This window comes from Paractinoplanes maris, assembly GCF_023544465.1.
Taxonomy (GTDB): domain Bacteria; phylum Actinomycetota; class Actinomycetes; order Mycobacteriales; family Micromonosporaceae; genus Actinoplanes; species Actinoplanes maris.
Window position 1 is genome coordinate 475680 of sequence record NZ_JALPVL010000004.1, and the last position, 24260, is coordinate 499939.

Genomic DNA, 24260 nt, shown 5'->3' on the forward strand with positions numbered 1-24260 from the left:
GGCTCTCGATCCCCTTGAACCACCGGCAATGCTCTTCGCTACCCGTTCTTGGCCGGGCTAATCACATCGGACATCAATTCCGGCAGAAGTTCGGCGAGCACGGCAACACCGTCGCGGCTCAGCACCGACTCGGGGTGGAACTGCAGGCCGGCGAAGCCGGGCCCGCGCATCGCGTGCACGGCCCCGTCGCCGGGGTCGCGGGCGATATCGACCCGGCCGTATGCGGTGGTCAGCTCGGGCACGGGCGAGAGGGCGGTGAAGCTCGAATAGAAGCCGATCCGTCGCCGTGTCCCGAAGAGATCGACCTCCCGCGCGAGTCCCTGATAGGGCGAGTCCCGCCGGTGCAGGGCCAGCCCGAGCAGGCTCGCGAGGATCTGGTGGCCGAGGCACACGGCGAGCAGCGGCTTCCGCTCGGCGAGCCGGCCCATGATCAACCCGCGCATGGCCACCATCTTGGGGTCGTCCTCATCGCCCGGGTCGCCCGGCCCGGGTCCCGCGATCACGAGGTCGGCCCCGCCCAGGTCGACCGCTCGTGTTGTCGCCGGCTCGTCCTGGGCGGCGGACGCCGGGAGCAGGACGGTCCACGGGACGACCGTGACCGCCAGGCCGAGCGCCCGGAGCTGATGGGCCAGCATCGCGGTGAAGGTGTCCTCGCCGTCGACGATCACGGCGGTCCGGCCGGCCAGACCGGGCACGGTCAGCGCGCCCGGCGCCCGGGAGTCGAGCCAGAAACGGGCCAGCCCGTCGTTGCGCGCGGCCAGAGCGGCCCGCACCTCGGGCGACTCGGATTCCGCCGCCTCCGGTGCTGGTCGCGACGCGACGGCGCCGAGTGCGGCCAGGATGCCCGCCGCCTTGGTGTGGGTCTCCGCGACCTCGCCGGCGGCTGTCGAGTGGCGTACGAGGGTCGCGCCGACCGGCACGCGCAGGGCACCGCCGGGCGAGATCTCGGCGGTGCGGATCAGGATCGGCGCGTCCAGGGTCTGCCGGCCCTGGTCGTCGTGATCGAGCAGCGCCAGCACGCCGGCGTAATAGCCGCGCCCGCGGCGCTCGTGGCGGGCGATCACGCGACAGGCGTTCTCGATCGGGCTGCCGGTCACGGTGGGGGCGAACATGGTCTCGCGCAGCACGTCCCGCACGTCGAGCGAGCCGCGGCCGGCCAGCAGATACTCGGTGTGCGTGAGGTGGGTCATCTGCTTGAGGTACGGACCGGCGACCTGACCGCCGTGCTCGGCCACGGTCGCCATCATTTTGAGCTCCTCGTCCAGCACCATGTAGAGCTCCTCGACTTCCTTCGGGTCGTGCAGGAAATCGAGCAGGCGGCCCGAGCCGTTGCGGAAGGTGCCGCTGATCGGGTTCATCATGGTGATCCCGTCGGCCACGCTGACGTGCCGCTCCGGGGTGGCGCCGACCAGCGTGCGGGTGCCCGTGTGCACGAGGAAGGTCCAGTAGGTGCCCTGCTCCGAGGAGAGCAGCCGGCCGAAGGCGGCCCGTGCGGCGGAGATCGGGTCACCGTCGATCTGGGCGGTGAAGACGCGGTGGATCACGAAGTTGGCGCCCTCCCCGTGACCGATCTCGTCGCGCAGCACGTCCTCGACGATCGTGCCGTAGGCGTCGTCGGAGAGGTCGAAACCGCCCTCGCTGATGCTGAGCGGCCCGGCCGGGAAGGCGTCGAGCGGCTCCGTGCTCGACGACCGCACGACCAGGCACTCCAGCGGTGCGCCGTCGTCGACGCAGTCGAAACCGCGTTCGGTGATCTGCCGGTAGGGGATGACGGCCAGCGTGGGCCGGCCCCGGTGCAGCGGGATGTCGTCGAGCGAGGCGACGGTGACGACGTCGCCGGCCAGCACCTCGACGTGGTCGGCGCCGTCCCGGTGGAGCAGGGCGAAAGGCCGCATGGTGGTCCTCTTTCGGGTCTCGGCGGCGCCGGCCGAGGTCCGACCACACAAAAACGGCCGCCTCGGGGAGGCGGCCGCGTGGTTTCACGCGTGGGAGCAGTGGCCGCCGGTCAGGCGGGCCACCACATCATTCGCGCGTGCAGCATGCCGACGAGCCTAAGACCCACCGCCGGATCCGCGCCACCCCGTCCCATGCTCGGCGTGGCGCGGCCGGAGGCGCCACGCCGGGTCGGTGCCTGCCGGCGGCTCGGTCAGGCGAAGGCGGAGCGGACGGCGTTGCGGGCCCAGCGCATCCGGCCGAGCGCGCAGTCGGGGTGCTCACCGAACTCCTGGGCGACCAGTTCGGCGCAGCGGGCCACGCCCAAGCGGTCGACGGTCGTGGTCACCGTCTCCCGGATCAGTTCGGGAGTGGGGCTCTGCGAACGCTGCAGGCTCGAGACGAAGAGGGCTTCGGTACGGATCGGGTCGGGAGCGGTGTTCATCGGATACCTCCTACCGGGCGGTGCAAGTGGGGCCTGCAACCAGGACACCCGAGCGGGGATGCAGGTCTGCTGCGTGGCGGGTGCGCATCAGTTGCATGGCCCCGGCCCACCGGCATTCCTCGTGCGGCACACGGGACGCCTGGTGACAGCCGCGCCCGGGGAATCCGGGGCGGGCGCGTCGGCATTCGCGGAGCAGCCTCACAACCCGGACTAACCGGATATGGTCCCGATAGGTGGCGAAAGCTGCGCAACCAACCGAGGGAGAGTGCCGTGACGGTGGTCCTGGTTGCCGATGACGACGCCGACATCCGCGACCTGGTGGCGTTCAAGCTGGAGCAGGCGGGCTTCGAGGTGATCGCCGTCGAGGACGGGCAGAGCGCCCTCGAGCAGGCGCGCAGCCGGCAGCCGACCCTGGCCGTGCTCGACGTGTCGATGCCCGGGCTCTCCGGCATCGACGTGTGCCGGAAGCTGCGCGCCGACCCGTCCACCGCCGGGATCCTGATCATCATGTTGACCGCACGTGTGCAGGAACAGGATGTCGAGGGCGGGTTCAGTGCCGGCGCCGACGACTACGTGACCAAGCCGTTCAGCCCGCGCGAGTTGGTCTCGCGCATCCAGGCCCTGCTGAGCCGAGCCCGGGCGTGACGGCCGGACGGCCGGGCACGGGACGGGACGATGCGCCGTGACGGCACCGTCGGGAGGCTGCTGAGCAGGGCGTTCGCGGTTTTGGTGGCGCTCATCGTGGGCTCGGGGCTGGCGGAGCTGGCCACCGTGCTGGTGGAGCACCGGGCCGTTCAGCAGCTGACCGACGAGGTGCAACCGTTGCAGCTGGCGAACGCCGACCTGCGCGCGATGCTGACCGACGCCCAGCGCGGGCTGCGGGGCTACCTGCTCACCGGCGACCCGCGGATGCTCGACGCCTACTACGTGGCCCGTCGCGGTTACCCGGTCGCCGGCGACGACCTGCGCCGGCTGAGCGGGGACGATCACGCCGACACCGCGACCGACCAGATCGCCCGGGCCGACAGCTGGTGGGCGAACGCCGAGGTCCAGCGGCAGGTACCGCCCCGCAGCGATGCCGCGGTCCGGTACGCCGAGCGGGACATGCCGCTCTTCCAATCCTTCGTCACCGCCAACGACGAGCTCCGGATCTCGCTCGACTCCCGCGCCCAGGATCTCCGCGCCCGGGTCGGCGCTCTCCAGGGCGTCGCGATAGTCGTCGTCTCCGTGCTCACCCTCGCGGTGACGGCCGCCGCCATGCTGACCGCCGTCCGCACCGCCCGCCGCCTCACCCGGCCCCTCGGAGCTGTGGTCGAGACCCTCGATCGCGTCCGCGACGGCGAGCTCAACGCCCGGGCCGACGTCACGAGCGGCCCCACCGAGATCCGGGCCGTGGCCCAGGCGGTCAACGCGGCCGCCGAGCAGAGCGAGCACATCCGCCGCAGCGAGGAGGAGGTCACCGCCCGGCTCCAGGAGCTCGACGCGGCCAAGGCCGACTTCATGTCCACCGTCTCGCACGAGTTGCGCACGCCGCTGACCAGCATCTCCGGCTATCTGGAACTGCTGCGCGACAGTGATCCGGACGACTTGAACGACGCGCAGCGCCGGATGCTCGACGTGATCTCCCGCAACACCCGGCGGCTGCGCGACCTGGTCGAGGACATCCTCACCCTCTCCAAGATCGAATCAGGTGGCTACGACAGTGACCGCACCCCGCTCGACTTCGCCAAGGTCATCGACCGGGCGCTGATCACCATCGGCCCGGTGGCGGCCAAGAACGGGATCGCCCTCCACCTCGACGTCCGAGGCCCCCTTCCGGTACGCGGGGACAGCGCCCAACTCGACCGGGTGCTCGACAACCTGCTGACCAACGCCGTCAAATTCACACCGGCCGACGGCACCCTGACCGTGCACGCCGAACACCGCGACGGCCAGGCGGTGCTGACCGTGACCGACACCGGCATGGGCATCCCGGCCGAGGAGCAGGAAGCGCTGTTCGGCCGCTTCTTCCGCGCCTCCAACGCCATCCGGCAGGCGATCCCCGGGACGGGCCTGGGCCTGGCCATCGTCCGCACGATCATCGACAACCACAGCGGCACCATCGAGGTGGCCTCCGCCGAGAACCGGGGCACCACCATCACCGTCAGCCTCCCCGCCGATCAGTCGGCCCGCCGGCGCCCCGATCCGGACGGCGACGAGGTGCCCGACGACGAGTGGGAGGACCCGGCGGGCGACGAGACCCGGGCCCCCACCACCGCGTCGCACGCTGAGCGGGTCGGTCACGCTCAGGCCGATCACCAGAATGAGCCGCAGCACATCGACCACACGAGCGGCCCGGGCCGCGCCGGGTAACCGGGCGTGTCCCACCCGTCTACCCGTCCGCGGCCCGATGCACTGGACCGGCTTCGACCCCACGAGCCGACCGAAGTCGTCACGGCCGGGCTTTCAGCGGTCGGGTCGCAGCAGCCACGGCGGGTCATTTGAACGCTAGAAGCTCAGCACCGCCTGCAACTCCTGCCGTTCGCGTGACGCCAGGTCGTCGAGCAGTGCGGGGCCGTCCTCGAACGGCACCACCGCCGTCACCAGGTGCTTGCGGATCGCCTCGCCGTGGGTTCGCAGCAGGTCGATCGTGGCCGCCGACAACCGTTCCCGGTCCCACGTCGGCGCCAGGCCGCGGGGCACCCGCCCGATCTGCGCGCACCGGATCCCGAGCCCGTTGTGGTGGAACTCCTCGCCGAGCCGTACGTCATCGGCCCCGCCCGGGTAGAAGGCCAGATCGATCACCGTCCCCTGGGGGCGCAGCAGGCGCAACGCCAGGTGCAGAGCCGACGCCTGCCCCCGGCACTGGAAGACCACATCGGCTCCGCGATCGTCGACCGTGTGCCGCCAGGCCGTCTTGAGTGTCGGCGCCGGATCATCCGACGAGTTCATCGTCTCCAGTCCCAGCGCCGCGGCCACCGCCAGCCGAGCCGGCGTGGGATCGAGCACGACCACCGACGCCGCCCCGTGCGACTGGGCGAACAGGGCCGTCAGCAGCCCGACCACGCCGGCCCCGGTCACCGCCACCCGCTTACCGGCCACGCCGTCACCGAGTCCGCGCACCGCCGGCCCCTGCACCTCGGCCGCCGCGTGCAGCAGCCCGTTGGCGCAGATCGGCCCCATGTGGGCGACATAGATGCCCAGCAGCGGATCGAGGTCGTCCGGCAGCGGCACCACCCGATCACGCACCGGGTCACCGGTGAACCCGGTGCGATGCCCGTACGTCATGGCCACCACGCTGCCCTCGGCCACCGCCGCCGTCCGGCTCTCGGTGACCCGGCCGACCTCCATGTAACCGAGGCGGGTCACCGGGTAGGCCGCCGCCGGGGGACCGCCGAACAGGCCGAGCACCGGGTCGAAGCTGTGGTGCAGCGCGGGATTGGTGCCCTTGACAAAGCTGAGCTCGGTGCCGGCCGAGATGCCGCTGAACATGGTGCGCACCCGGAACGGCCCGTCCTCGACCGGTTCCTCGACGATCTCGAGTCGCCCCGGCCCGGCCACGACCAGGTTGCGGTCAGACACTCGGCACCGCCACGGGACGCCCGGCCACAGCCGACGCGGCGACGGCCAGCGCCAGCGCGTGCGTCTTCAGAGCTTCCGCGTACGGGACCCGGATGTCGTCCTGTTCGCCCCGGACCGCCTGGATGAAGGCGGCGTCGACGGCCACCCGGGCCGACTCGGGGTCGCTCGGGACGGAGTAGGAGTCGTCGCCGTCGCGCACGGTCAGCCCGTCCTCGGCGATCGACAGGGCCAGCCCGTCCGCGTAGATCTCGAGCCCGGCCCGCTGCTTCCAGCCGAGCACACAGGTCGCGGCGAGCGTGCCGATGGCCCCGTCGGCGAAGCGCAGCGTGGCCACCGTGGTGCTGTCGATGTCGGCGCCGTCGACCGCGGGCGGGACACCGTTGCCCACCGCCGACACCTCGAGCACCTCACCGGCCAGATAGCGGGCCAGGTCGAGCACGTGCGCGGCCTGCTCGACGACCGGGCCGCCGGAGCGGTCCCGGTGCGGCCACCACGACACCGGGGGCACCTTGTCGAGCCAGGCGCCGGTCACCAGCCGTACGGGACGGTCTTGCAGCAGGACCCGGGCGCGGTCGGCGATCTCCAGGTATCGCCAGTGATGTCCGACCGCCGTGAGCACCTTCCGTTCGTCGGCCAGCGCGGCAAGATCACGCGCTATGTCCAGATCGACGGCAATGGGCTTTTCGACGAACAGTGGAATTCCCGCCTCGATGACGGCGCGTTCCGCCGGCCCGTGCGCGAACGGCGGGACACAGACATAGACCGCGTCCAGCCCCTCGGCGAGCAGCGCCCCGGCATCCGGCACCACCTTCATTCCGTACGTCTCGGCCAGCGCCCCCGCCGCCTCCGGGATCACGTCGGTCACCGCCACCAACTGCGCGTTCGGCAGACCGGCGAGCACCCGTGCGTGGCGCTGAGCCACCCCGCCCGCCCCGATCAGCCCTACTCGTGTCGCCGTCATCCGGCCGTCCCCTCGTCGACGCATCACATCGGCCGACTTCTTCTCCGCCCCCCGACCTGCGAAACCTCGGACCATTGCCGGTGTGATCTTCGTCTTCAGGTCTTAACCGGGAATCAAGATTGTTTGCCGGAAGGCATGGGAATTTGGCGATCTCCACACTCGGAGACATCGGGGGCCTTCATGCAATCCATCCAGTTGCCCGTGGTCGAGGCTTGGGCCACTTACCGGACCGGTAACGCGGCACAGTGGACGCCGGCCGGACTGGCCGCGGCCAAGCGGGGCGACCGGGTCAGCGTCGTGATCCCGGCGCGCAACGAGCAGGACACGATCGGTGACATCGTCTCGGTGATCCGGCGTGATCTGATCGAAAATGTCGCGCTGGTCGACGAGATCGTGGTGGTCGACTCCCGTTCGACCGATGAGACAGCCATGCTCGCCCGGGCCGCCGGAGCCCGCGTGGTCGCCCAGGACGACATGACCCGGGGCCTGCCGCGGATGGAGGGCAAGGGCGACGCGCTGTGGTCGGGGCTGGCCGCCAGCAACGGCGACATCGTGGCCTTCGTCGACGGCGACCTGCGGGACTTCTCGTCGTCGTTCGTCACCGGCCTGGTCGGCCCGCTGGTCACCAACCGCTCGATCGAGTACGTCAAGGGCTTCTATCACCGGCCGCTCAATGGAGCCTCCGGCGTCGAGGTGGACGGCGGCGGTCGCGTCACCGAGCTGGCCGCCCGGCCGCTGCTCAACCTGTTCTGGCCCGAGTTGTCGGGCTTCGTGCAGCCGCTGGCCGGCGAGTACGCGGGTCGCCGCCGCACTTTGGAGAGCATCCCGTTCGTCTCCGGCTACGGCGTCGAGATCGCCATGCTGATCGACCTGCTCGACGCCGTCGGTCTCGACGCGCTGGCCCAGGTCGACCTGGGTGAGCGCCACCATCGGCACCAGGGCATCGACGCGCTGGGCCGGATGTCCGCGCAGATCATGGTGACCGCCTGGAGCCGCCTGCACCGGCAGGGGCTGGCCGCCACCCCGCTGCCGCCGACGACCCTGCTCACCCAGTTCCAGCGCGGTGGCGACGACGTGCTGCCGCATCTGAACCGTCAGGTGACCGTCTCCGACGTGTCGGTCGAGGAGCGCCCGCCGCTGGCCTCGCTGTCGCGCCGGGCGGTGCGGGCCGCATGAAGGTTCTCCTCAACGCCGGTCCCTGGCTGCCGGTCCCGCCGCACGGCTACGGCGGCATCGAGAACATCGTGGCCACGCTCGTGCCCGAGCTGCGGCGCCTCGGTGTCGAGGTGGTGCTGGCGACGGTCGGCGACAGCGAGCTGCCGGTCGACGAGAAGATCGCCGCCTTCCCGTCCGGGAAGTTCGAGCTGCTCCAGCGCCCCTACAACCAGGTGTGCGGGGTGGTTCCCGCGCACCAGCTGGCGGTGACCCGGCGCCTGGCCGAGGGCGACATCGACCTGCTGCACGACCACGTCGAGGCGGCCGGCCTGATGACCGCGGCCGCGCTGGGACCGGCAGCGCCGCCGGCACTGCACACGCTGCACTGGGATCTGAAGAAGCACCCCGAGCTCTACGGCGCGTTCGACGGTGGTGGCCGGGTGGTCGTCAACGGCGTCTCGGCCGACCAGCTCACCCACGCGCCCGCGGCCCTGCGCGCCCACGCCATCGGCCACGTCCACCTGGCCACCCCGCTGGCCGTCGACCCCCCGGTCACCGGCAAGCAGGGGTATGCCGTGGTGCTGGGCCGGATCAACGCCGGCAAGGGCCAGGACCTGGCCGCCCGGCTGGCCCACGAGTACGGCTTCGACCTCGTCCTGGCCGGGCCGGTCGGGCCGTATCACGACGCGGACGCGCTCGCCGCGGCCGATCCGCAGAACCCCGACGTGGCGTTCTGGCGTGAGCACGTCGCCCCGCACGTGGACGGCGACCGCGTGCGCTGGGTGGGCACGGTGGTCGGCCCGGCCCGCGACGACCTGCTCGCCTCGGCCCGGGTGTCGCTGTTCCCGTTGCGCTGGAACGAACCCGGCGGCACGGCGATCGTCGAGTCACTGGCGCTGGGCACCCCGGTTGTCGGCATCTCGCGCGGCTGCCTGCCCGAGCTGATCGAGCACGGCCGTACCGGATTGCACACCACCGACGAGCGCGAACTGGGCGAACTGGTGCTGAAAGCCGGCCGGATCGAGCCGGCCGAGTGTCAGGCCGAGGCGGCCCGGCGCTTCACCCCGGCGGTGATGGCGGCCGGCTATCTGGAGCTCTACGAGCGCCTGTTGTCGCTCACGGTACGTATCGATGCCGATGCCCAGAGTGCCACCGTTTGAGTCTTCGGGCGGGACGCGGCACTATGCTCCGGTGCGGCGATCCCGAAACCTCATCATTGCTGTGGCGGCAGCCGTGATCCTGGGCGGTGGCGGCCTTATCGCGCTCGGTCTGAGCGACGACGACAAGGGCGTCCTGCCGGGAGCACTCACCGGCGGCACCGCGAAACCGGCCGGCCCGAGCGCGGCCGAGCGGGCGAAGCTCGAGCGCGCGAAACGGGCCAAGGCCCTCGATGCGGCGCTCAAGCAGGTGGCGGCCGAGACCCCCGACTTCTCGGTGGCCGTCCTCGACAAGAAGACCGGACAGACGTACGCCTATCAGGGGGCCGAGAAGTTCGACACGGCCAGCATCGTGAAGGCCCAGATCCTCGCCTGCGAGCTGCTGACCGCGCAGGACAAGGACCGCGAGCCCACCGAGGGCGAGATGGCGCTGGCCACCCCGATGATCCAGTTGAGCGACAACGACGCCACGACCGAGCTGTTCCAGCACCTCGGCGGCCGCAGTGCCATCAGCAGGTGCAACAAGCGCCTCGGCCTGACCCAGACGACGGTGAACAACGCCTGGGGCCTGACCAAGACGACCGCCTCCGACCAGATCCGGTTGCTGGCCAAGCTGGTCGACCCGAAGGGCCCGCTCGACGCGGACTCCCGCAAGACGGCCTTCTCGTTGATGAACACGGTCGACGACACCCAGGACTGGGGTGTGCCGGCGGTGGCCAAGCCGGGCGAGAGCGCGACCGTCAAGAACGGCTGGGACACCCGCTCGGCCGACGGCGGCCTGTGGGCGGTCAACACGATCGGCCGGGTCACCTCGCCCGACGGCACGGTGAACGTCTCGCTGGCCGTGCTGTCGCACAACAACCAGTCGATGGACGCCGGCATCGCCCTGGTCGAGAAGGTGGCCAAGCTGACCCGGCAGCACCTCAAATACTGACCCTAAGCAGATGAACGGCCGTTAAGGAATACTCGCCGGTATCTTCCGTCCCCAGGCGCCGAATTCATCGACAGGCATGGATTCGCCGAGCGGGTGGATCAAGGCTCGGAGCACCCCTTCCAGGAGGCTCCGATGATCCGACGCATCCTCGTCGTCCTGTTCCTCGCCGTCGCCGTCCTCATCCCGGCCGGTGCCGCCCATGCCGCGGACTCCAAGGCCACGGTCCTCGCCCGGTGGACGCAGCCGACCGCTGCCAGCACCGTGGCCTGGAACGCCGCCCGCGCCAACCGTGGTCCGTGGGCGTCGTACAACTTCGACTGGTCCACCGACTACTGCTCCTCGAGCCCGGACAACCCGCTGGGCTTCAGCTTCAACAACTCCTGCTGGCACCACGACTTCGGCTACCGCAACTACAAGGCCATCGGGGCGTTCGCGGCCAACAAGTCACGTATCGACAGCACCTTCTACGCCGACCTGAAGCGGGTCTGCGCCACCTACGGCAGCGTCTCGCAGGCCGCCTGCAACAGTCTGGCCTGGGTCTACTACCAGGCGGTCAAGAACTTCGGCTCGCTCGCCGCCGTGCGCCAGGCCGACCTCGACCGCGCCGCCGCCCTGCTCCCCGCCGGATCGAGAAACTAGCCCGCTGTTCACGCTGACGTCACCGGCCGTTGGAGCCGACCACCGGCCGGTGACGGCATCCTGCAACGATGTTCGGATTTCTGATCGGCGGGCTCGCCGTCGGGTGGGGCGTGATGGTCGCCGTGCTCGATCAGGCGCCGCCCGGCCCGCGTACGAGGAAGTTGTGCACCGCCCTGCTCGTCGCGCTCGGCGCGGTGGTGGTCGTCGGCGGTGTCACGACGGTGGCCGGCGTCTGATCAGAGCTCGCGGTGGCGGAACTCGATCGAACGCATGGTGACCGAGCCACCCCGCGAGACCACGTACGAGTCCTGCGAGCCGCGGTCGGTCCAGGACACCCGCATCTTGGGCTCGGTGCCCTCGCGCAGCCCGTGGACCGTGACGGTTCCGGGGCCGGCCCGGCGCTTGACGGCCCGCCGGCCGGCCAGGTGGACCGGGACCGTGTCACCGGCCGGGAAGCGCACCTGCACGACCCCGGTCATGGTGGGCCGGGCCCAATAGAAGCGCGTCCCGGTGACGACCACCACGGCCACCGCGACGACAAGCACTGCGAGCCACACGTCTACCGGCCTCCGCTCGGAATGAGGAACACCGCGCTGGTGCCCGGCTGCGCGAAGTGCAGTGCCGGCCCGTCCTCGGTGATGGTGAAGCTGACCTCGTACGTCCCGGCCGGCAGCGGCGGATCCATCGGCACCTCCACGTCCCGGCCGTCGCCCTCGGAACCGGTCAGGCGCACCCGGGCGGCCGCCGGTCCGCCGTCGACGTCCATCTCCAGCGCCGGGCCGTGCTGCCCGGTCGTGATGGTGTCCGGCGCGGCCAGTTCGGGCCACCGCTCGTCCAGCCGGTCGAAGTCGGCGACGTGTCCACTCAGGCTCACCCCGTAGCGGAAGCGGTCCTCGGTCACGACGTGGCCCGCGCCGATGGCGGCCGCCCCGGCCGCGATCGCGGCGCGGGCGTCGGGCAGCCGGATCAGATGCACGGCTTCCCGGCTGCGGTACTGCGCGGCGCTCGCCACCTCGCCGGCCAGGCCCGGTCCGGACTCCGGCTCCGCCTCACCGGAGACGAGCAGCCGGATCGGCTCATCGGCCAGGCCCGCGGCCCGGGCCGCCGCGGCGACCTCGGCGCCGATGACACCGGCCCGGTCGGCGATCCCGGCCGGTGCGACGATCGGCGTGGTCGCGCCGAGCCGGATGACGTGCGGGACGGCGTGCAGCACGGTCACCTCGGCGCCCCGGTCGTCGATCACGCAGACGAGTGTCGGCGCGGCCACCGGTGCTTGCTGAAGTGCGCCGGTGGCATGGGCGTAGGCCACCAAAGCGATCGGGGCGGCCACGACGCGGACGCCGGGCGCGGCGAGCGAGCCCTGAAGTGCGACCGGCACTGCCACCACGACCGGCCCGGCGGCCGGCGCCACCTCGCGGGTCAGCAGCGCCACGTACGTGCGGAAGGCCTCCTCGTCGAGCCCGGAGAGCACGACGTCGGACGGCTCCGGCTCGTCCGGGACACCGAGCCGCACGTGGTCGCCGCGGTAGGTGACGCGCCCGTCGAACAGCACCGGCGCCGCGCCTCGCGGCCACCGGGCGGCGACCACCGTCCCGGCCCGCAGGTGGATCCCGAGCGCACTCACCGGCGCTCCTGGGTGCCCGCCGGCAGGCCCAGCCACCCGGCGATCGAGCCCCAGACACCCCGCTTGCCGCCATCGACCGGAGAGCCCTCGTCCCGTGGGTCACCCGGAGAGCTGCCCGCCTGCGGATTGTCCGAGGAGCCGCTCGCGTGTGGGCTGCTTGGGGAGCCGCTCGTGTGTGGGTTGCTTGGGGAGCCGCTCGCGTGTGGGTTGCTCGGAGAATCGTGCGCGTGCGGGTTGTCTGGGAAGTCGCTCGCTTGGGCGTGGGCCGCGAAGCCGCCGGCGGGCGGGTTGCCCGGGGAGTTGCTCGCGGTCGCGCTGCTCGGAGGACGACCCGGATGCGCGCTGCTCGGGAAGCCGCCGGCGGGCGCGTCGTGAGAGGGGCCATCGCTGAACTCGTCGGCCGGTGGGTCGTCCGGTGCTATGCCGTCCAGCGCGCGGTCCAGCTCGGCCAGTTCCTCGCCGCGCCGCTCGAGAACGGCGATCTGCTCGTCGACCTCGCGTGCGTCCGCGGCCAGGTCGGCCCGCAGCACCGCCGAGAGATCCGTGCGGTGTTCGGGGCCCAGCAACGGAACGACCACCGCTAGACCGTCCATGATGGCCGGCCAGCCCGCCCCGCCTTGTCGCCGGGTGCCGGTCGCGTGGGCGAGGTCGCGCAGCCGTTCCGGGCCGGCGGTGACCGCCCAGTGGTTGACCGCGGCGCCGATCTCCCGGGGGTCGCACCGGAGACGGACGGCTTCGGCCAGCAGTTCGGCCAGGGCGTCCGGCTCGGCCCGTTCCCGGGCCAGGCGATCCGCCTCCCGGGTCACGTACGCGCGGTGCTCATCGGGGTCGATCGGCTGCTGCTCCAGCGATTCGCGGTAGGCCAGGGCTTCCGGGAAACCGGTCAGATCCGGTTCGGCGCCGACGGTGACGTGCACGGTGCGGCGGCTGGTCGCCTTGCCGACGGCGAGGGTGAACGGCCCGTTGTCGGAGTCGGCGGTGCCCGTGGTCGAGTTCATCGTGGCCCGGGTCTCGGCCGGCAGCAGTGCGGCCACCGCGTCGAACAGGTCGCTCGCCGCCTCCGGGCCGGCCGGCGCCGGTTCCGCGGCCGCGTCGATCCGCACGGGGTGGTGCCGGGCGAGCGCCGCGACGGCCGCCGCCCAGCGCCACCCGGCCGGATCGGCGAGCAGGTCCGGCGTACGGGAATCGTCGGAAGCAGGCGGTGGTGCCGGGGCCCCGGCCGGGTCGGCTCGATGGCGTTCCCACTCGGCGCGCGCGTAACCGGCGAGATAGCGGCAGGTCAGGGGAGTGTCCGACCGCAGCCGCAGATACAGCACCGCGAAGATCGGCCGGTTCCGCCCGTCCCGCGAGCCGGTCCAGTCCCACCAGCACACCGTCGCCTGCGCACCGTCCGATGAGAACACTGCCCACGGCAGCCGCCCGGTCGTGGCGTCCGGCTGCGGCTCACCCGGGTGCAGCCGCGCGATCTCCCGGTCGGCCGTCGCGCCGTCCCCGCCGCCGGCCAGGATGCGGATCTCGTTGACCGAGCCCGGTTCCTTGCTCCACCAGGCCCAGCCCAGCAGCTGCACGGTCATGGGCGCACCCCCGGCAACAGCAGGTAGAGGTCGAGCAGCGTCTCCCACACCTGCATCGGCACGTAGCGGCGGATCCGCTCGGTGCCGCCGCTGGGCACCACGTTGAGCGTGTCGCCCTGGTCGTAGCCGTCCGGTCCGACATAGAGCCCGATCGACGAGACGGTGTGGTAGTCGATGCGGGCGAAGTAGGTGTCGAGCAGGTCGGGGATGTCGGCGTCGGCCGGGTCGACGCTGGTGCGGCAGAGGTGCTCGAACAGCTGCCGCGAATGCTCGCCCGGCGGCACGACCGGCGCCTTGCCGTCGTCGCTGAACAACGCCTGCCGGTCGAGCGCGAGCCGGAACACGTCGGGATGGTCGAGCTTGCCGACGCAGACCGAGAGCACCTGCGGCACCTGGCTGCTGCCGGGGGCGAGCCGGCTGTCGAGCGCGCGCAGCAGGCGGTGCAGATGCCCGTACGTCGAGACGGGTGGTTCGCCGCGGTCGTCGTGGGTCGCGGCCATCATCCGTACGGGGTCCACCAGCAGGATGATTCCGCCGACCGACCCGAGGAGGCCGGCGATGTCGTCCCGCTGAGGAGTGACCGTGGAACCGCCCGGCAGGTCGCAGATCCGCAGGTCGAACTCCTCGGCCTCACCGCCGTCGAACCGCTGCCGCCCGAACAGGCTGTTGCGCGGCCGGGCGGGCCAGGTGCCGCGGATCGTCCAGGTCTCCTCGGCCACCTTCGAGGTGGCCACCGGGAACGTGTTGCGGTCGATGTTCCCGAGCAGGGTGCCGGCCAGGTCGGCCTCGTTCTCGTCGACCACGACCCGCCACCGGCCGTAGCGGTCGCGGTCCGGGGTCCCCTTCAGGATCCCCTGCAGGAACGTGGTCTTCCCGCCGCCGGGCGGCCCGACCAGGGCGATCGCGGGCGGTGGCGGGCCTGGCCGCTGGTCGGCGGGGGCACCGTAGGGGCGGGCTCGGGTCACGGCGGGCTGCCTCCAGGGTGCGGCTGCGACGGAAGGGCCTCGGTCAGGGCGAGACGCAGCCGGCGCCGGTCGGGCGCCGCTGTGAGGAACTCGTCGACCAGGTCGTGACCGCCCTGCTCCGACATGATCGGCATCCGGGCGCTCAGCCGCGGCCAGACCTCGTCGGCCCAGTCGCGCCCGGCCCGGCCGGGCGGGGTCACCGGGTCGAGGGCCGGCCCGGTGAGCACGGTCAGCACGCTGATCCCGGCCGGGAGCGTCGCCGCCGCGTCGGCCGGGTCGAGGTGGGCCGGGCAGCGGGGCAGGTAATGGCGTTGGGTGCCGGGGTGCGGGGGCCGGCCGGCCAGCACGATCAGCAGCTTGCGGGACGTGGGCCGCCACGTCATCGCCCCGGCGACCGAGAGAGCGTCCTCCAGCGGCGCGCACAGGTCGTTGTGGGCGGTCGCCGCGCGCAGGCCGGCAAGGGTTCCGGCGGCGGCGGCGGGCGCGCCGAGCGGGGCGCTGGTGGTCTGGACGGAGCCGTTGGCCGGCTGGTGATCGGTGTAGCCGACCACCCCGAGCCGCAGCCGGCCGGGCTCGGGGACGGCCGCGGTCAGCTGCTCGACCAGCCGCCGGGCGTGGTCGAGGCGGGCGGCGACGACGCCCCGGGCGGTGGCCGGCTCGCCGAGCTCGACGGTGAGGGCCACGTCGAGCGGGGTCCGGCGGTCGCCGTCGCCCAGCGCGTCGAGGTCGCCGGCCAGGTCGGCCCAGGCGGGCGGGTCGTCGACCGTGGCCGGGTGGGTCAGCTCGACGTGGCCGGGGCCGGCCTGCCGGGCGGTGACCACGGCCCGCTCACCGGGCGCCAGCTTGAGCACGACGGTGGTGACCCCGGCGGCGGGGTCGTCGAGCGCGGCACCGGATCGGAGCACGGGCAGGACCACGGCGTCGCCGGCACCGTAGACGGTGACCTCGGCCTCGCGGGGCGCGGCCACCACCTCGGGGGCGAAGAGTCGCTGCCGGTGCGGGCGGACTGTGCGGGCGGCCGGGTCGTAGCGGCCCAGCAGGACGTCGTACCCCTCGGGCCGGGGAATCCGGGCCCGGACCGCGACGGCGAAGCGGTGCAGCGCCTCGGCGTCGCCCACGGCGGGCACCTCAGCCGCCGGGTGCAGCCGATCGCGGGCGACCGCGGCCATGGTCTGCAACAGGCGCCACCCGGCCGGGGGCAGCACCAGGATCAGCGGGTCCTCGGCCCGGGGCGCCAGCGCGTCGAGCGCGGCACCGCAGGAACGCCGCCACTCGGCCCGCCGGACCGGGGTGTCGCCGACGCCGCCGGCCAGCTGGAAGAGCCGCTTCTCGTGGTGCCCGGGCAGCTCGGGGCAGACCTCGCGCCAGCCCGCCGACCACACGGGATCGAGCCGGGCGGCGCCGGGCGGCGCCGACCACAGGGTGAGCCCGTCGAGGCGGATGTCGAGCAGCATCAGACGCGAGTGCGCCTCGGTGTCGCGCAACCGGCGGCCGAGGTCGTCGACGGCCACGGTGTCGCGCGCCGCCGCGTCGAGGGCCTGCGGTGGTTCGTCGCCCTGACCCCGGGCCAGCCGGGTGCTGACTCCCGCCATGGCGGCCGCCCGGAGGTCGTACGCCCGCTGAGCGGAGGAAAGCCGCTCACCGAACGCCGCGGCGGCGGCCGGGCCGGGTGGGCCGAGACGCAACCGCGAGCGCAGCAGCCAGCCGCACGACGGGCAGGGGAACGGGCCGGCCGCGACGTCACCCGGCGGCTCCGCGCACACCGGGCAGACGCGTCGTGCACCCGCCGGTACGACCATGTGTGACCTTCCGATGCCGTTCTGTGGTCGCCGAGTCTAAGCGTGATCTCCGGGGAAACTGACACTTGAGGGCTCAACCGTTGGGTCAAGAGTTCCGGAGGATCACCCGATGGGCACACAGGGCCGCTGTGACGGAAGTTGAGCGCGTGAGGGTGCGGCGATGACTTCCCAGGTGAACCTGCTGTGTGGCCCCGATCCAGGTGACCCATCGACGCTTTTCGAGCTCGATCTGGCCTTCGACGAGAGCGGGCAGGCGTACGTCTTCCGGGGGCGCGGGCCGGGGCCCGGCGGGCGGCCGGTGACCGTACGGGTGTGGCGTCCGCGCAACGGCCGGGACCTCGCCGCGCAGCGGGCCTCGTGGCGCAAGGGGGCGGCCCTGCTGCGGGTGCTCAAGCCCGTCGGCGGCATCTGCCGGCCCGTCCTGGACTTCGACGGGCACCTGCCGTGGGCGCCCGGCACCGAGCCGTCCGGCGAGCGGGTGCCCATCCAGGTGCTCGAATTCATCGAGGGGGAGAACCTCAAGGACCGGCTGGCCCTGGGCGACCTGGACGGTCCGCGGACGCTGCACGCGCTGGCCCGGATCCTGGTCGACCTGCACCGGCGCGGACCGATCGTGCACCAGGACATCGCCCCGTCGAACGTCATCGTCACCCCCTCGGGCGACGTGGTGCTCATCGACTTCACCAGCGCGCGCAGCGACGGCGACCTGACCCACTTCGCGGGCAAGCTCGAACAGGCCGCGCCCGAGGTGATCGAACGGCTCCTCGAGAACGACCCGGGCAAGTGGCGGTTCGCCGAGCCGGGGGCCGCGTCGGACGTCTTCGGGTTCGGCGGGATCGCCTATCTGCTGGTCACCGGCAGCACCTGGCGCACCGGGCTGGTCGAGACGCTGGACGACGTCGGCCTGCCCGGTCCGCTGCGGGCCCACCTGCTGCGCATCCTCACCGACGACGCCACCGACCGGATGGGGGCCGACGACCTCGCCCCGTGGGTCGACCGGCTCACCAGCCTGATCGCCGAGACCGGTCACCCCACCCCCGGCGTACGGTGGCCGGCCGCCCCCATCGACCCGGTGTGGGGCAAGCTGCCCGTCCCCCAGGATCCCTTCCACACCACCGAAGCCGCCCGCGTCGACGTCACCGCTCCCCGGCCGTCCCTCGAAGCTCTTCCCGCCACCCAGCCGGACCTTTCTGCCCTGTTCGCTACGCAGCCGGAGCTTTCTGCCCTGTCCGCTACGCAGCCGGAGCTTTCGCCCGTGTCCGCTACCAGGCCGGCGCTCGGGACCGTTCCCGCTTCTGCGCCCGGTCCCGGGTTTGTTGCCCTGGCGGCCTTGCCCGAGCTGCCCGCTCCGGTGGCTCGCCCAGCCCTGCCCGGCATGGACCAGGTCGTGCTGGTGCCCGGTTTTGTGCCCGGCATCGCGCCCCGCAGATCTCCCGCGCCCGACCAGCGGGACGTCGGCACCGCCAAGACCGGTCCCAAGCCGCTCGCCGAGACGGTTGTCGCCGAGGCCCCACCCACCCCCGGAGCGCCGGTGACCCTGGTGGCCGCGCCGCAGGAGCTCGACGACGCTGACCGCGTGCGGTTCACCGACCGGTTCGTGCTCGGCAGCGACTACGTCGTCGTCCTGTCCGGCGCGGCGGTGACTGCCTGGCTGGTCTGGTTGCCGGCCAGTGGCAACGTGACCGATCCCGAGGCGCTGGGCGGCATCGTCATCGTGGCTTTGTTCGTGGCGGCCGGCGAGATGCTCGGGCAGGGCGTCGCGGCCCTGATGCTGCCGGGCGGATCCCCGCGCGGCATCGGCTTCTGGCGAGCCGTCCACGCCGGTGCGGCCGCCGTCCTGATCGCCGCGGTGCTCTTCTACGCCTGGCTGGTCGCCGCCGGGTAGGGCAGCATGGCGGGGTGCCGGAGACATCCTCGTTCGCCCAGGCCCGTCAGCAAGCCCGCGCCCTCGCCGAGGCGGGTGACCTCGCCGGGGCCCGGACGGTGCTCGACCGGGCCGTCGAGGCCGGGCGTCCGGCCCTGGCCGAGGGCGATCCCGAGCTGCTGGAGACGATGCGGCAGCTGGCCGGTCTGCACGCGGCTTCCGGCGATCCGCAGGCCGCCCGCCGCCTGCTCGAGGAGGCGGCATCGGTCACCCAGCGCCTCGGTGACACCGACCCGCTGACCGTCATGCTGGCCTACGACCTGGCCGTGGTGGCCGACCAACTGGCCAACCGCCACGTGGCCCGCACACACTTCACCGAGGTGGCCCGATCCGGCCCCGCCGCGTTCGGCGAAGACCACTGGACGGTCGAACGGGCCCGCACCTACCTGCGGTCCACCGAGCCACCGCCTGTCCCGCCCTCTCCTACGCTCACCGGCTCGCCGGCAGCGCAACCTGCACCGCCCGCGCCTCTGGTCTCCGGGCCGCCTGTTCCGCCCACGCTTCCGGTCTCGGGCCCGCCGGTTCCGCCGCTCGTTTCGTCTGCGGCCACGGTCTCGGGTCCGCCCGGCGCGCCGTTTGTTTCGACCGCGCCTCCGATTTCCGGCTGGTCGGCTTCGCCGCCGACTGGGACAGCCGGGCCGTCGGTGGCCGAGCCGCCGGGCGGCGCTGTCCCGCCTCTCGCTTTCGGCCCGCCTTCGCGCTCGCGAAAGTCGTGGATCCCGGCCGCGCTCGGCGGTGTGGTGGGAGGAGCGATCGTGGCCGTGGTGGTCGCGGTGGCGGTGGTCCGGGGCGGCGACGGCTCGGATTCCGCCGCCTCCGTGCTGCCCGCCCCCTCGTCGTCACCGGTGCCGGCGAGCGTCGAGGCCGCCCCGCGATCGTCGGCTCCCGCACCCACCGCACCCACGTCCCGCCCGGCCACCACGACGACCGCCCCGGCCACCGTCAAGCCATCCACCACCAAGCCCTCCACCGTCAAGCCGGCGACCAAACCCCCGGCGGTACGGACGAGGATCGTCTCGCCCCGCGACAACAGCCTCGTCCCGTACCCCTTCGACGCCCGCTTCACCGTCGCACCGTCCGATGTGGCCGCCCGAGAAACCGTGGTGGCACTGCTGATCTGTGTGGCCGGCCGCTGCTATCTCGACGGCAAGCTCGACATCATCGGGGACGGCGCCGCCCCGTACACGATCTATCTCGGCTCCACCCGCCCCGAAGGCGCCGGCGTGGCCTGGAAGCTGCGCCTCGACCGGCTGCCCGGCAAGACGTACGCCAAGCTCGTGGCCGACCGCGACGCCGCCATCGCCGACGGCAGCTGGGGTGAGCGGGGCACCCCGATGAGCGCCCTCAACCCTGCCCCGCTCAGCACCCTGACTGTCACCAAGGCGCCCTGACGCAGCTGTTTATTCAGGCGGCTCCGGCTTGCCATCATCGGCTCATGCCGATCATCCGCCCGTATCAGCCCGCCGACCGGGACGCCGCTCTGGACCTGGCCGCCCGCCTGACCGCCGGCGTGGCTCCCTGGCGCGACGCGGCCGCCGTCAGCCGGGCCGTGACCGACTGGGTCCGCGAGTCCATCGAGAGCCCGGGCACCGAGGTCTTCGTCGCCGTCGTGGACGACCGCGTCGCCGGATTGGTGACCGTGGGGGAGCGCCGCCACTTCACCGGTGAGGTCGATGCCTACGTCGGCGAGCTGGTCGTGGGGGCCACCCACGAGCGCCTCGGCCTCGGCAGCCTCCTCATGCGGGCGGCCGAGCAGTGGGCCCGCGCGCGCGGCCTGCGTCGTCTCACGCTCGAAACCGGCGCCGGCAACGAGAACGCCCGGGCTTTCTACGCCGGCCGCGGCTTTCGCGAGGAGGACGTACGGCTCACGAAGGATCTCGGGGCGGCACCCCGATCGCCATGATGGCGGTGTCGTCGTCGAGGCCGTCGCCGAAGGTGTCGACCAGGCTGACGAAGGCTTCGACGATCGCGGCGGCGGAGGACGGGGCCCGGTCCGCGGCGTAGGCGGTGACGGCCTCGACGCCGTAGCGGTGGTCGCTGTTCTTGCTCTCCGCCGCCCGGGCCTCGGTGAGGCCGTCGGTGTAAAGGACAAGAGTGTCGCCGGGGCCCAGGGTGAGCTCGGTGTTGGTGTAGACCGAGTCGGGGAACACGCCGACCAGGCGGCCTCGGGTCGGATGGCGCACGGCCGTCCCGGCGGCGCGCAGGATCAGCGGCTCAGGGTGCCCGCCGCTGGCGAGCACGGCCCGGCAGCCCTCCGGGGCCGGCGTGAGGATGCCGAAGACCACGGTGCAATAGCGGGCGTCCTGGCGGTACTCCTGGAGGAGCACCTGGTTGAGGTTGCTCAGGACGGCGGCCGGGTCGGGGTTGTAGACCGCCGCCGCCCGCAACGTGTATCGGGCCAGCGACGTCACCTTGGCCGCGACGATGCCCTTGCCGCTGACGTCGCCGAGGAAGAACCCCCAGCGGCCGTCGCGCAGCGGGAAGAGGTCGTAGAAGTCGCCACCCACCTCGTCGACCGAGGCCATCCGGTAGTGCGCCGCGGTCGCCAGGCCGGGCGGCGTCGGCAGCACCGACGGAAGCAGGCTGAGTTGCAGGTCGGCGACCAGGTGGCGGAGCCGGTCGCTCTCCCGTTCGGCGGCCTGCCGGGCGTGCAGGAGCTCCTGCTCGTAGGCGCGGCGCTCCCGGCCGTCGAAGATGATCGTGCGGATCGACTCGGGCTGCCCGTCGCGGCCGCTCTTGACTATCGAGCTGACCAGGACGGGGAAGCGGTCACCGTCCTTGGTCCGCAGGTCCAGGGCGATGCCGCTGAGTTCCCCCTGCATGGCCAGCAACGGGGCGAAATGGGTCTCGTAGTAGATCCGCGCGCCCATCGTGAGCAGCTCGCCGAACCGCTTGCCGACCAACTCCTCCCGGGTGAACCCGAGCCAGCCGAGCAGGGTGGCGTTGACCCTGGCGATGGTGCCGTCGGACGACGAGGACAGATTGCCGCAGGGCGCGTGCTCGTACAGGTCGTCGGGGGTGTCGTCGAGCAATGCGGAGAGACCTTGCGTCGTCGGGACGGGCGATGATGACCCGGCTTCAGCAGAATATCGCGACGCGAAACGGTGCCGGAAGCGGGCGCTCGGCACGAAACCGACGGCACCAACCTGCGACACCTCATACTTTCGGCTGGCAATTGCTCCGCCGAAGGGATACGTTGGCTCCGGCGGCGGGGATGTTTGTGTTCCAGGGAGAACCTGTGAAAGTTTCTGCTGTCTCCGTGCGCCGTTCGAAGGTCGACGTGGACCGTGACCGCGCCGGCGAGCTGATCATGGATTTCGCCGCGATGGCGGCCGGCCCGGCTCGGGACGCGCTCCGGGGCCAGGTCATCGAGGCCTGGGTGCCGCTGGCCCAGCACCTGTCGCGCCGATACACCGGCCGCGGCGAGCCCACCGACGACCTGGTGCAGGTCGCGCTGGTCGGTCTGATCAAGGCAGTCGACCGCTACGACGCCGGCCACGGTGTCGACTTCGCCGGCTTCGCCGTTCCTACCATTTTGGGTGAGCTCAAGCGTCACTTCCGCGACCGCGCGTGGGCTATCCGGGTCCCGCGCCGGCTGCAGGAGCTGCGGATGGCCATCACCTCGGCCAACCAGACGCTCAGCCACACGCTCGGCCGGGCGCCGACCGTGGCCGACATCGCCGCCCACCTGCGGGTCACCGAGGAAGAGGTCCTGGAGGGGCTGGAGGGCGCCCGGGCCTACAGCACCACGAGCCTGTCGACCCCGGTCGGGGACGAGGGCGGGCAGGAGCTGGGGCACACCCTCGGTGCCGAGGAGCACGGCTACGAGCTGGCCGAGCTGCGCATCGCCCTCGGCCCGGCGCTGGCCGCCCTGGACGATCGCGAGCAGCGCATGCTGTCGCTCCGGTTCTATGGCAACCGCACCCAGGCCGAGATCGCCGAGCAGCTGGGCATCTCGCAGATGCATGTCTCCCGCCTGCTGGCCCGGGCCCTCACCAAGCTGCGGGGAATGATCGACGACGACGGCCGCCGCTGATCATCCCGGTCGCCGGCGGACGACGGCCAGCACGACGTCGTCCTCGGAATCGGTGATCAGCGTGTCCGAGAGGTGCTCGCAGAGTTCCTCGGCGCTCAGGTGCGACTGGCCGGCCAACGCTCGCAACAGGGTCGCGAAACCCTCGTCGAGCGGCCGGTCGCGGCGCTCGAGCAGGCCGTCGGTGTAGAAGACGACTGTCGCGCCGACGGCCAGGTGGAGCTCGTGACTGGTGCGGGTGGTGACGATGCGGGTGCCCAGCAGGGGTTCGGCGCTCGCCTGCAGCAGCTCGGCGGTGCCGTCGGGGTGGAGCAGCGCGGGCGGCGGATGCCCGGCGTTCGACCAGCGCATGTCGTGGGTCTCGAGGTCGATGTGGGCCAGCACCACGGTGGCCAGCTCGTCGACGACCAGGCCGGTCATCGCGTCGTTGAGCGCGGACAGCACCTGCTCGGGCGGCACTGGTAGCGCGTACGAGATGCCGCGCAGCAGGTTGCGGATCTGGCTCATCGCGGCCGCGGCGTCCCGGTCGTGGCCGGTGACGTCGCCGACCGCCACGGCCAGGCGGCCGTCGGGCAGCTGGAAGGCGTCATACCAGTCGCCGCCGACCCACGCCCCCTCGGCGGCCGGGTGATAGCGCACCGCCACCTGCACGTGGTCGGGCTGCGCGGGGTGGCTGAGCAGGCTGCGCTGCAACGCCTCGGCCAGCTGACGCTCGGTGGCGGCGGCCCGGCGCCCGGCGACCCGGTTGAGGCCCAGCGTCAGCGCCGCCGCGACCAGGCGCAGGAAGCCGCGGTAGTCCTCGTCGTCGGGCCGGTGCGGGCTGAGCCCGGTGACCAGCTCCAGGCCCTCGGGAAGCGCGACGCGCACCCGGCCGCCGGTGTCGCGGGCGGAGGCGCGGCGGAGCTCGGCGCCGGGCAGGTCGGCCGCGTCGCCGTGCAGCACGGGCAGCGCCCGCTCGACGAACTCCTCCACCGTGCCGACGTCGGCGACCTGGTCGGTGAGCCGGCGCAGCAGGTCGAGCCGGCGCCGGCCCACCACCAGACCGGTGGTCTCCGTGGCGATGTCGAGGACGCCCTCGATCGTGCCGCCGGGCTCGCTGACCGCCGAGTACGAGAACGTGAAATACGTTTCCTCGAGGTAGCCGTGCCGGTTCATCAGCAGCTTCATGTCCTCGACCCAGGTGGCGCCCCGGCCGGACCGCACCGCCTCGAGCATCGGCCCGATCTCGTCCCAGATCTCGTCGAACACCTCGCGGGCCGGCCGGCCGAGCGCGGCCGGATGCTTGTTGCCGATCATCGGCACGTAGGCGGAGTTGTAGAGGAGCGAGAACTCCGGGCCCCACAGAAGGGTGGCCGCGGTGCGGGTGTTGAGCAGGACGTCGACCGCCCCGAGCAGGGTCGGGCTCCAGCCGGCCACCGGGCCCAGCGGACCGGCTGCCCAGTCGACGTCGAGGTAGGCGTCGCGCAGCGGCCCGGCGGCGTCGAAAGGGCTGATCACCCCCCGACCCTAATCGGTGGCAGCGGACGCACCCGACGGTCCTCGCCACCCACCCGCCGA

At 72.5% G+C, this 24260-nt stretch carries 22 protein-coding genes; 11 read left to right on the plus strand and 11 right to left on the minus strand.

The window, feature by feature from the left end; translation table 11 throughout:
• Positions 1-38 precede the first annotated feature (38 nt).
• Complete coding sequence (locus NAG42_RS14305; protein WP_250030720.1) at positions 39-1895, minus strand: anthranilate synthase family protein; 1857 nt, start codon at positions 1893-1895, stop codon at positions 39-41.
• 251 nt (positions 1896-2146) lie between these two features.
• Positions 2147-2377, minus strand: a complete 231-nt coding sequence (locus NAG42_RS14310; RefSeq protein WP_250030721.1) for a hypothetical protein — start codon at positions 2375-2377, stop codon at positions 2147-2149.
• Positions 2378-2647: 270 nt separating this feature from the next.
• On the opposite strand from NAG42_RS14310, the gene NAG42_RS14315 reads away from it, so the two are divergent.
• Both NAG42_RS14315 and NAG42_RS14320 read left to right on the plus strand, forming a co-directional pair.
• Positions 2648-3022 (plus strand): response regulator transcription factor, encoded by a 375-nt coding sequence (locus NAG42_RS14315; RefSeq protein WP_250030722.1) that lies wholly within the window; start codon positions 2648-2650, stop codon positions 3020-3022.
• Positions 3023-3052: 30 nt separating this feature from the next.
• The gene (locus tag NAG42_RS14320) at positions 3053-4729 is read left to right on the plus strand and encodes an ATP-binding protein (RefSeq protein ID WP_250030723.1); all 1677 of its coding nucleotides are present in this window, start codon (positions 3053-3055) and stop codon (positions 4727-4729) included.
• A 135-nt stretch (positions 4730-4864) separates the two neighbouring features.
• Here NAG42_RS14320 and NAG42_RS14325 read toward each other — a convergent pair whose 3' ends face one another.
• Together NAG42_RS14325 and NAG42_RS14330 are read right to left on the minus strand one after the other, a co-directional pair.
• The gene (locus tag NAG42_RS14325; RefSeq protein ID WP_250030724.1) at positions 4865-5938 is read right to left on the minus strand and encodes a zinc-dependent alcohol dehydrogenase; all 1074 of its coding nucleotides are present in this window, start codon (positions 5936-5938) and stop codon (positions 4865-4867) included.
• A complete protein-coding gene (locus tag NAG42_RS14330) occupies positions 5931-6899 on the minus strand; it encodes a Gfo/Idh/MocA family protein (RefSeq protein ID WP_250030725.1) in 969 nt (322 codons plus the stop codon). Before NAG42_RS14330 ends, NAG42_RS14325 begins: the two co-directional genes overlap by 8 nt.
• Before the next feature lie 180 nt (positions 6900-7079).
• Between NAG42_RS14330 and NAG42_RS14335 the strand changes: the two genes are divergently transcribed.
• From NAG42_RS14335 to NAG42_RS14355, 5 genes are all read left to right on the plus strand, one after another.
• The gene (locus tag NAG42_RS14335) at positions 7080-8075 is read left to right on the plus strand and encodes a glucosyl-3-phosphoglycerate synthase (RefSeq protein ID WP_250030726.1); all 996 of its coding nucleotides are present in this window, start codon (positions 7080-7082) and stop codon (positions 8073-8075) included.
• Positions 8072-9214 (plus strand): glycosyltransferase, encoded by a 1143-nt coding sequence (locus NAG42_RS14340; protein WP_250030727.1) that lies wholly within the window; start codon positions 8072-8074, stop codon positions 9212-9214. The genes NAG42_RS14335 and NAG42_RS14340 overlap by 4 nt, the downstream gene beginning before the upstream one ends.
• A 31-nt stretch (positions 9215-9245) precedes the next feature.
• On the plus strand, positions 9246-10145 hold the full coding sequence (locus tag NAG42_RS14345) for a serine hydrolase (RefSeq protein ID WP_250030728.1): 900 nt from the start codon (positions 9246-9248) through the stop codon (positions 10143-10145).
• A 132-nt stretch (positions 10146-10277) separates the two neighbouring features.
• A complete protein-coding gene (locus tag NAG42_RS14350; protein WP_250030729.1) occupies positions 10278-10784 on the plus strand; it encodes a phospholipase in 507 nt (168 codons plus the stop codon).
• 68 nt (positions 10785-10852) lie between these two features.
• Complete coding sequence (locus NAG42_RS14355) at positions 10853-11020, plus strand: hypothetical protein (RefSeq protein ID WP_250030730.1); 168 nt, start codon at positions 10853-10855, stop codon at positions 11018-11020.
• Here the strand turns inward: NAG42_RS14355 and NAG42_RS14360 are convergent, their stop codons facing one another.
• The 5 genes from NAG42_RS14360 to NAG42_RS14380 are packed head-to-tail and all read right to left on the minus strand — an operon-like array spanning position 11021 to position 16746.
• Positions 11021-11341 carry a hypothetical protein gene (locus tag NAG42_RS14360; protein ID WP_250030731.1) on the minus strand — a complete coding sequence of 107 codons (321 nt, stop codon included), beginning with the start codon at positions 11339-11341 and terminating at the stop codon, positions 11021-11023.
• 2 nt (positions 11342-11343) lie between these two features.
• Positions 11344-12408 (minus strand): hypothetical protein, encoded by a 1065-nt coding sequence (locus tag NAG42_RS14365; protein WP_250030732.1) that lies wholly within the window; start codon positions 12406-12408, stop codon positions 11344-11346.
• Positions 12405-13982, minus strand: coding sequence for a hypothetical protein (locus tag NAG42_RS14370; protein WP_250030733.1), 1578 nt, complete (start codon positions 13980-13982; stop codon positions 12405-12407). Before NAG42_RS14370 ends, NAG42_RS14365 begins: the two co-directional genes overlap by 4 nt.
• Positions 13979-14947, minus strand: a complete 969-nt coding sequence (locus NAG42_RS14375; protein WP_250030734.1) for a hypothetical protein — start codon at positions 14945-14947, stop codon at positions 13979-13981. The genes NAG42_RS14370 and NAG42_RS14375 overlap by 4 nt, the downstream gene beginning before the upstream one ends.
• Entirely contained in the window at positions 14944-16746 is a 1803-nt protein-coding gene (locus tag NAG42_RS14380) for a hypothetical protein (protein ID WP_250030735.1), read from the minus strand. Before NAG42_RS14380 ends, NAG42_RS14375 begins: the two co-directional genes overlap by 4 nt.
• 160 nt (positions 16747-16906) lie before the next feature.
• On the opposite strand from NAG42_RS14380, the gene NAG42_RS14385 reads away from it, so the two are divergent.
• Genes NAG42_RS14385 through NAG42_RS14395 form a run of 3 tightly spaced genes read left to right on the plus strand, consistent with a single transcriptional unit; the run spans position 16907 to position 20573 of the window.
• Positions 16907-18631, plus strand: a complete 1725-nt coding sequence (locus NAG42_RS14385; RefSeq protein WP_250030736.1) for a protein kinase domain-containing protein — start codon at positions 16907-16909, stop codon at positions 18629-18631.
• Between the two features lie 14 nt (positions 18632-18645).
• Positions 18646-20061 carry a tetratricopeptide repeat protein gene (locus tag NAG42_RS14390; protein WP_250030737.1) on the plus strand — a complete coding sequence of 472 codons (1416 nt, stop codon included), beginning with the start codon at positions 18646-18648 and terminating at the stop codon, positions 20059-20061.
• A 44-nt stretch (positions 20062-20105) separates the two neighbouring features.
• The gene (locus tag NAG42_RS14395) at positions 20106-20573 is read left to right on the plus strand and encodes a GNAT family N-acetyltransferase (RefSeq protein WP_250030738.1); all 468 of its coding nucleotides are present in this window, start codon (positions 20106-20108) and stop codon (positions 20571-20573) included.
• Here the strand turns inward: NAG42_RS14395 and NAG42_RS14400 are convergent.
• A complete protein-coding gene (locus tag NAG42_RS14400) occupies positions 20536-21702 on the minus strand; it encodes a SpoIIE family protein phosphatase (protein ID WP_250030739.1) in 1167 nt (388 codons plus the stop codon). The two genes, NAG42_RS14395 and NAG42_RS14400, sit on opposite strands and share 38 nt — an antisense overlap.
• A gap of 278 nt (positions 21703-21980) precedes the next feature.
• Between NAG42_RS14400 and NAG42_RS14405 the strand changes: the two genes are divergently transcribed.
• Positions 21981-22706, plus strand: a complete 726-nt coding sequence (locus NAG42_RS14405; RefSeq protein WP_250030899.1) for a SigB/SigF/SigG family RNA polymerase sigma factor — start codon at positions 21981-21983, stop codon at positions 22704-22706.
• On the opposite strand, the gene NAG42_RS14410 is transcribed toward NAG42_RS14405, so the two are convergent.
• A complete protein-coding gene (locus NAG42_RS14410) occupies positions 22707-24200 on the minus strand; it encodes a PP2C family protein-serine/threonine phosphatase (RefSeq protein WP_250030740.1) in 1494 nt (497 codons plus the stop codon).
• Positions 24201-24260 lie beyond the last annotated feature (60 nt).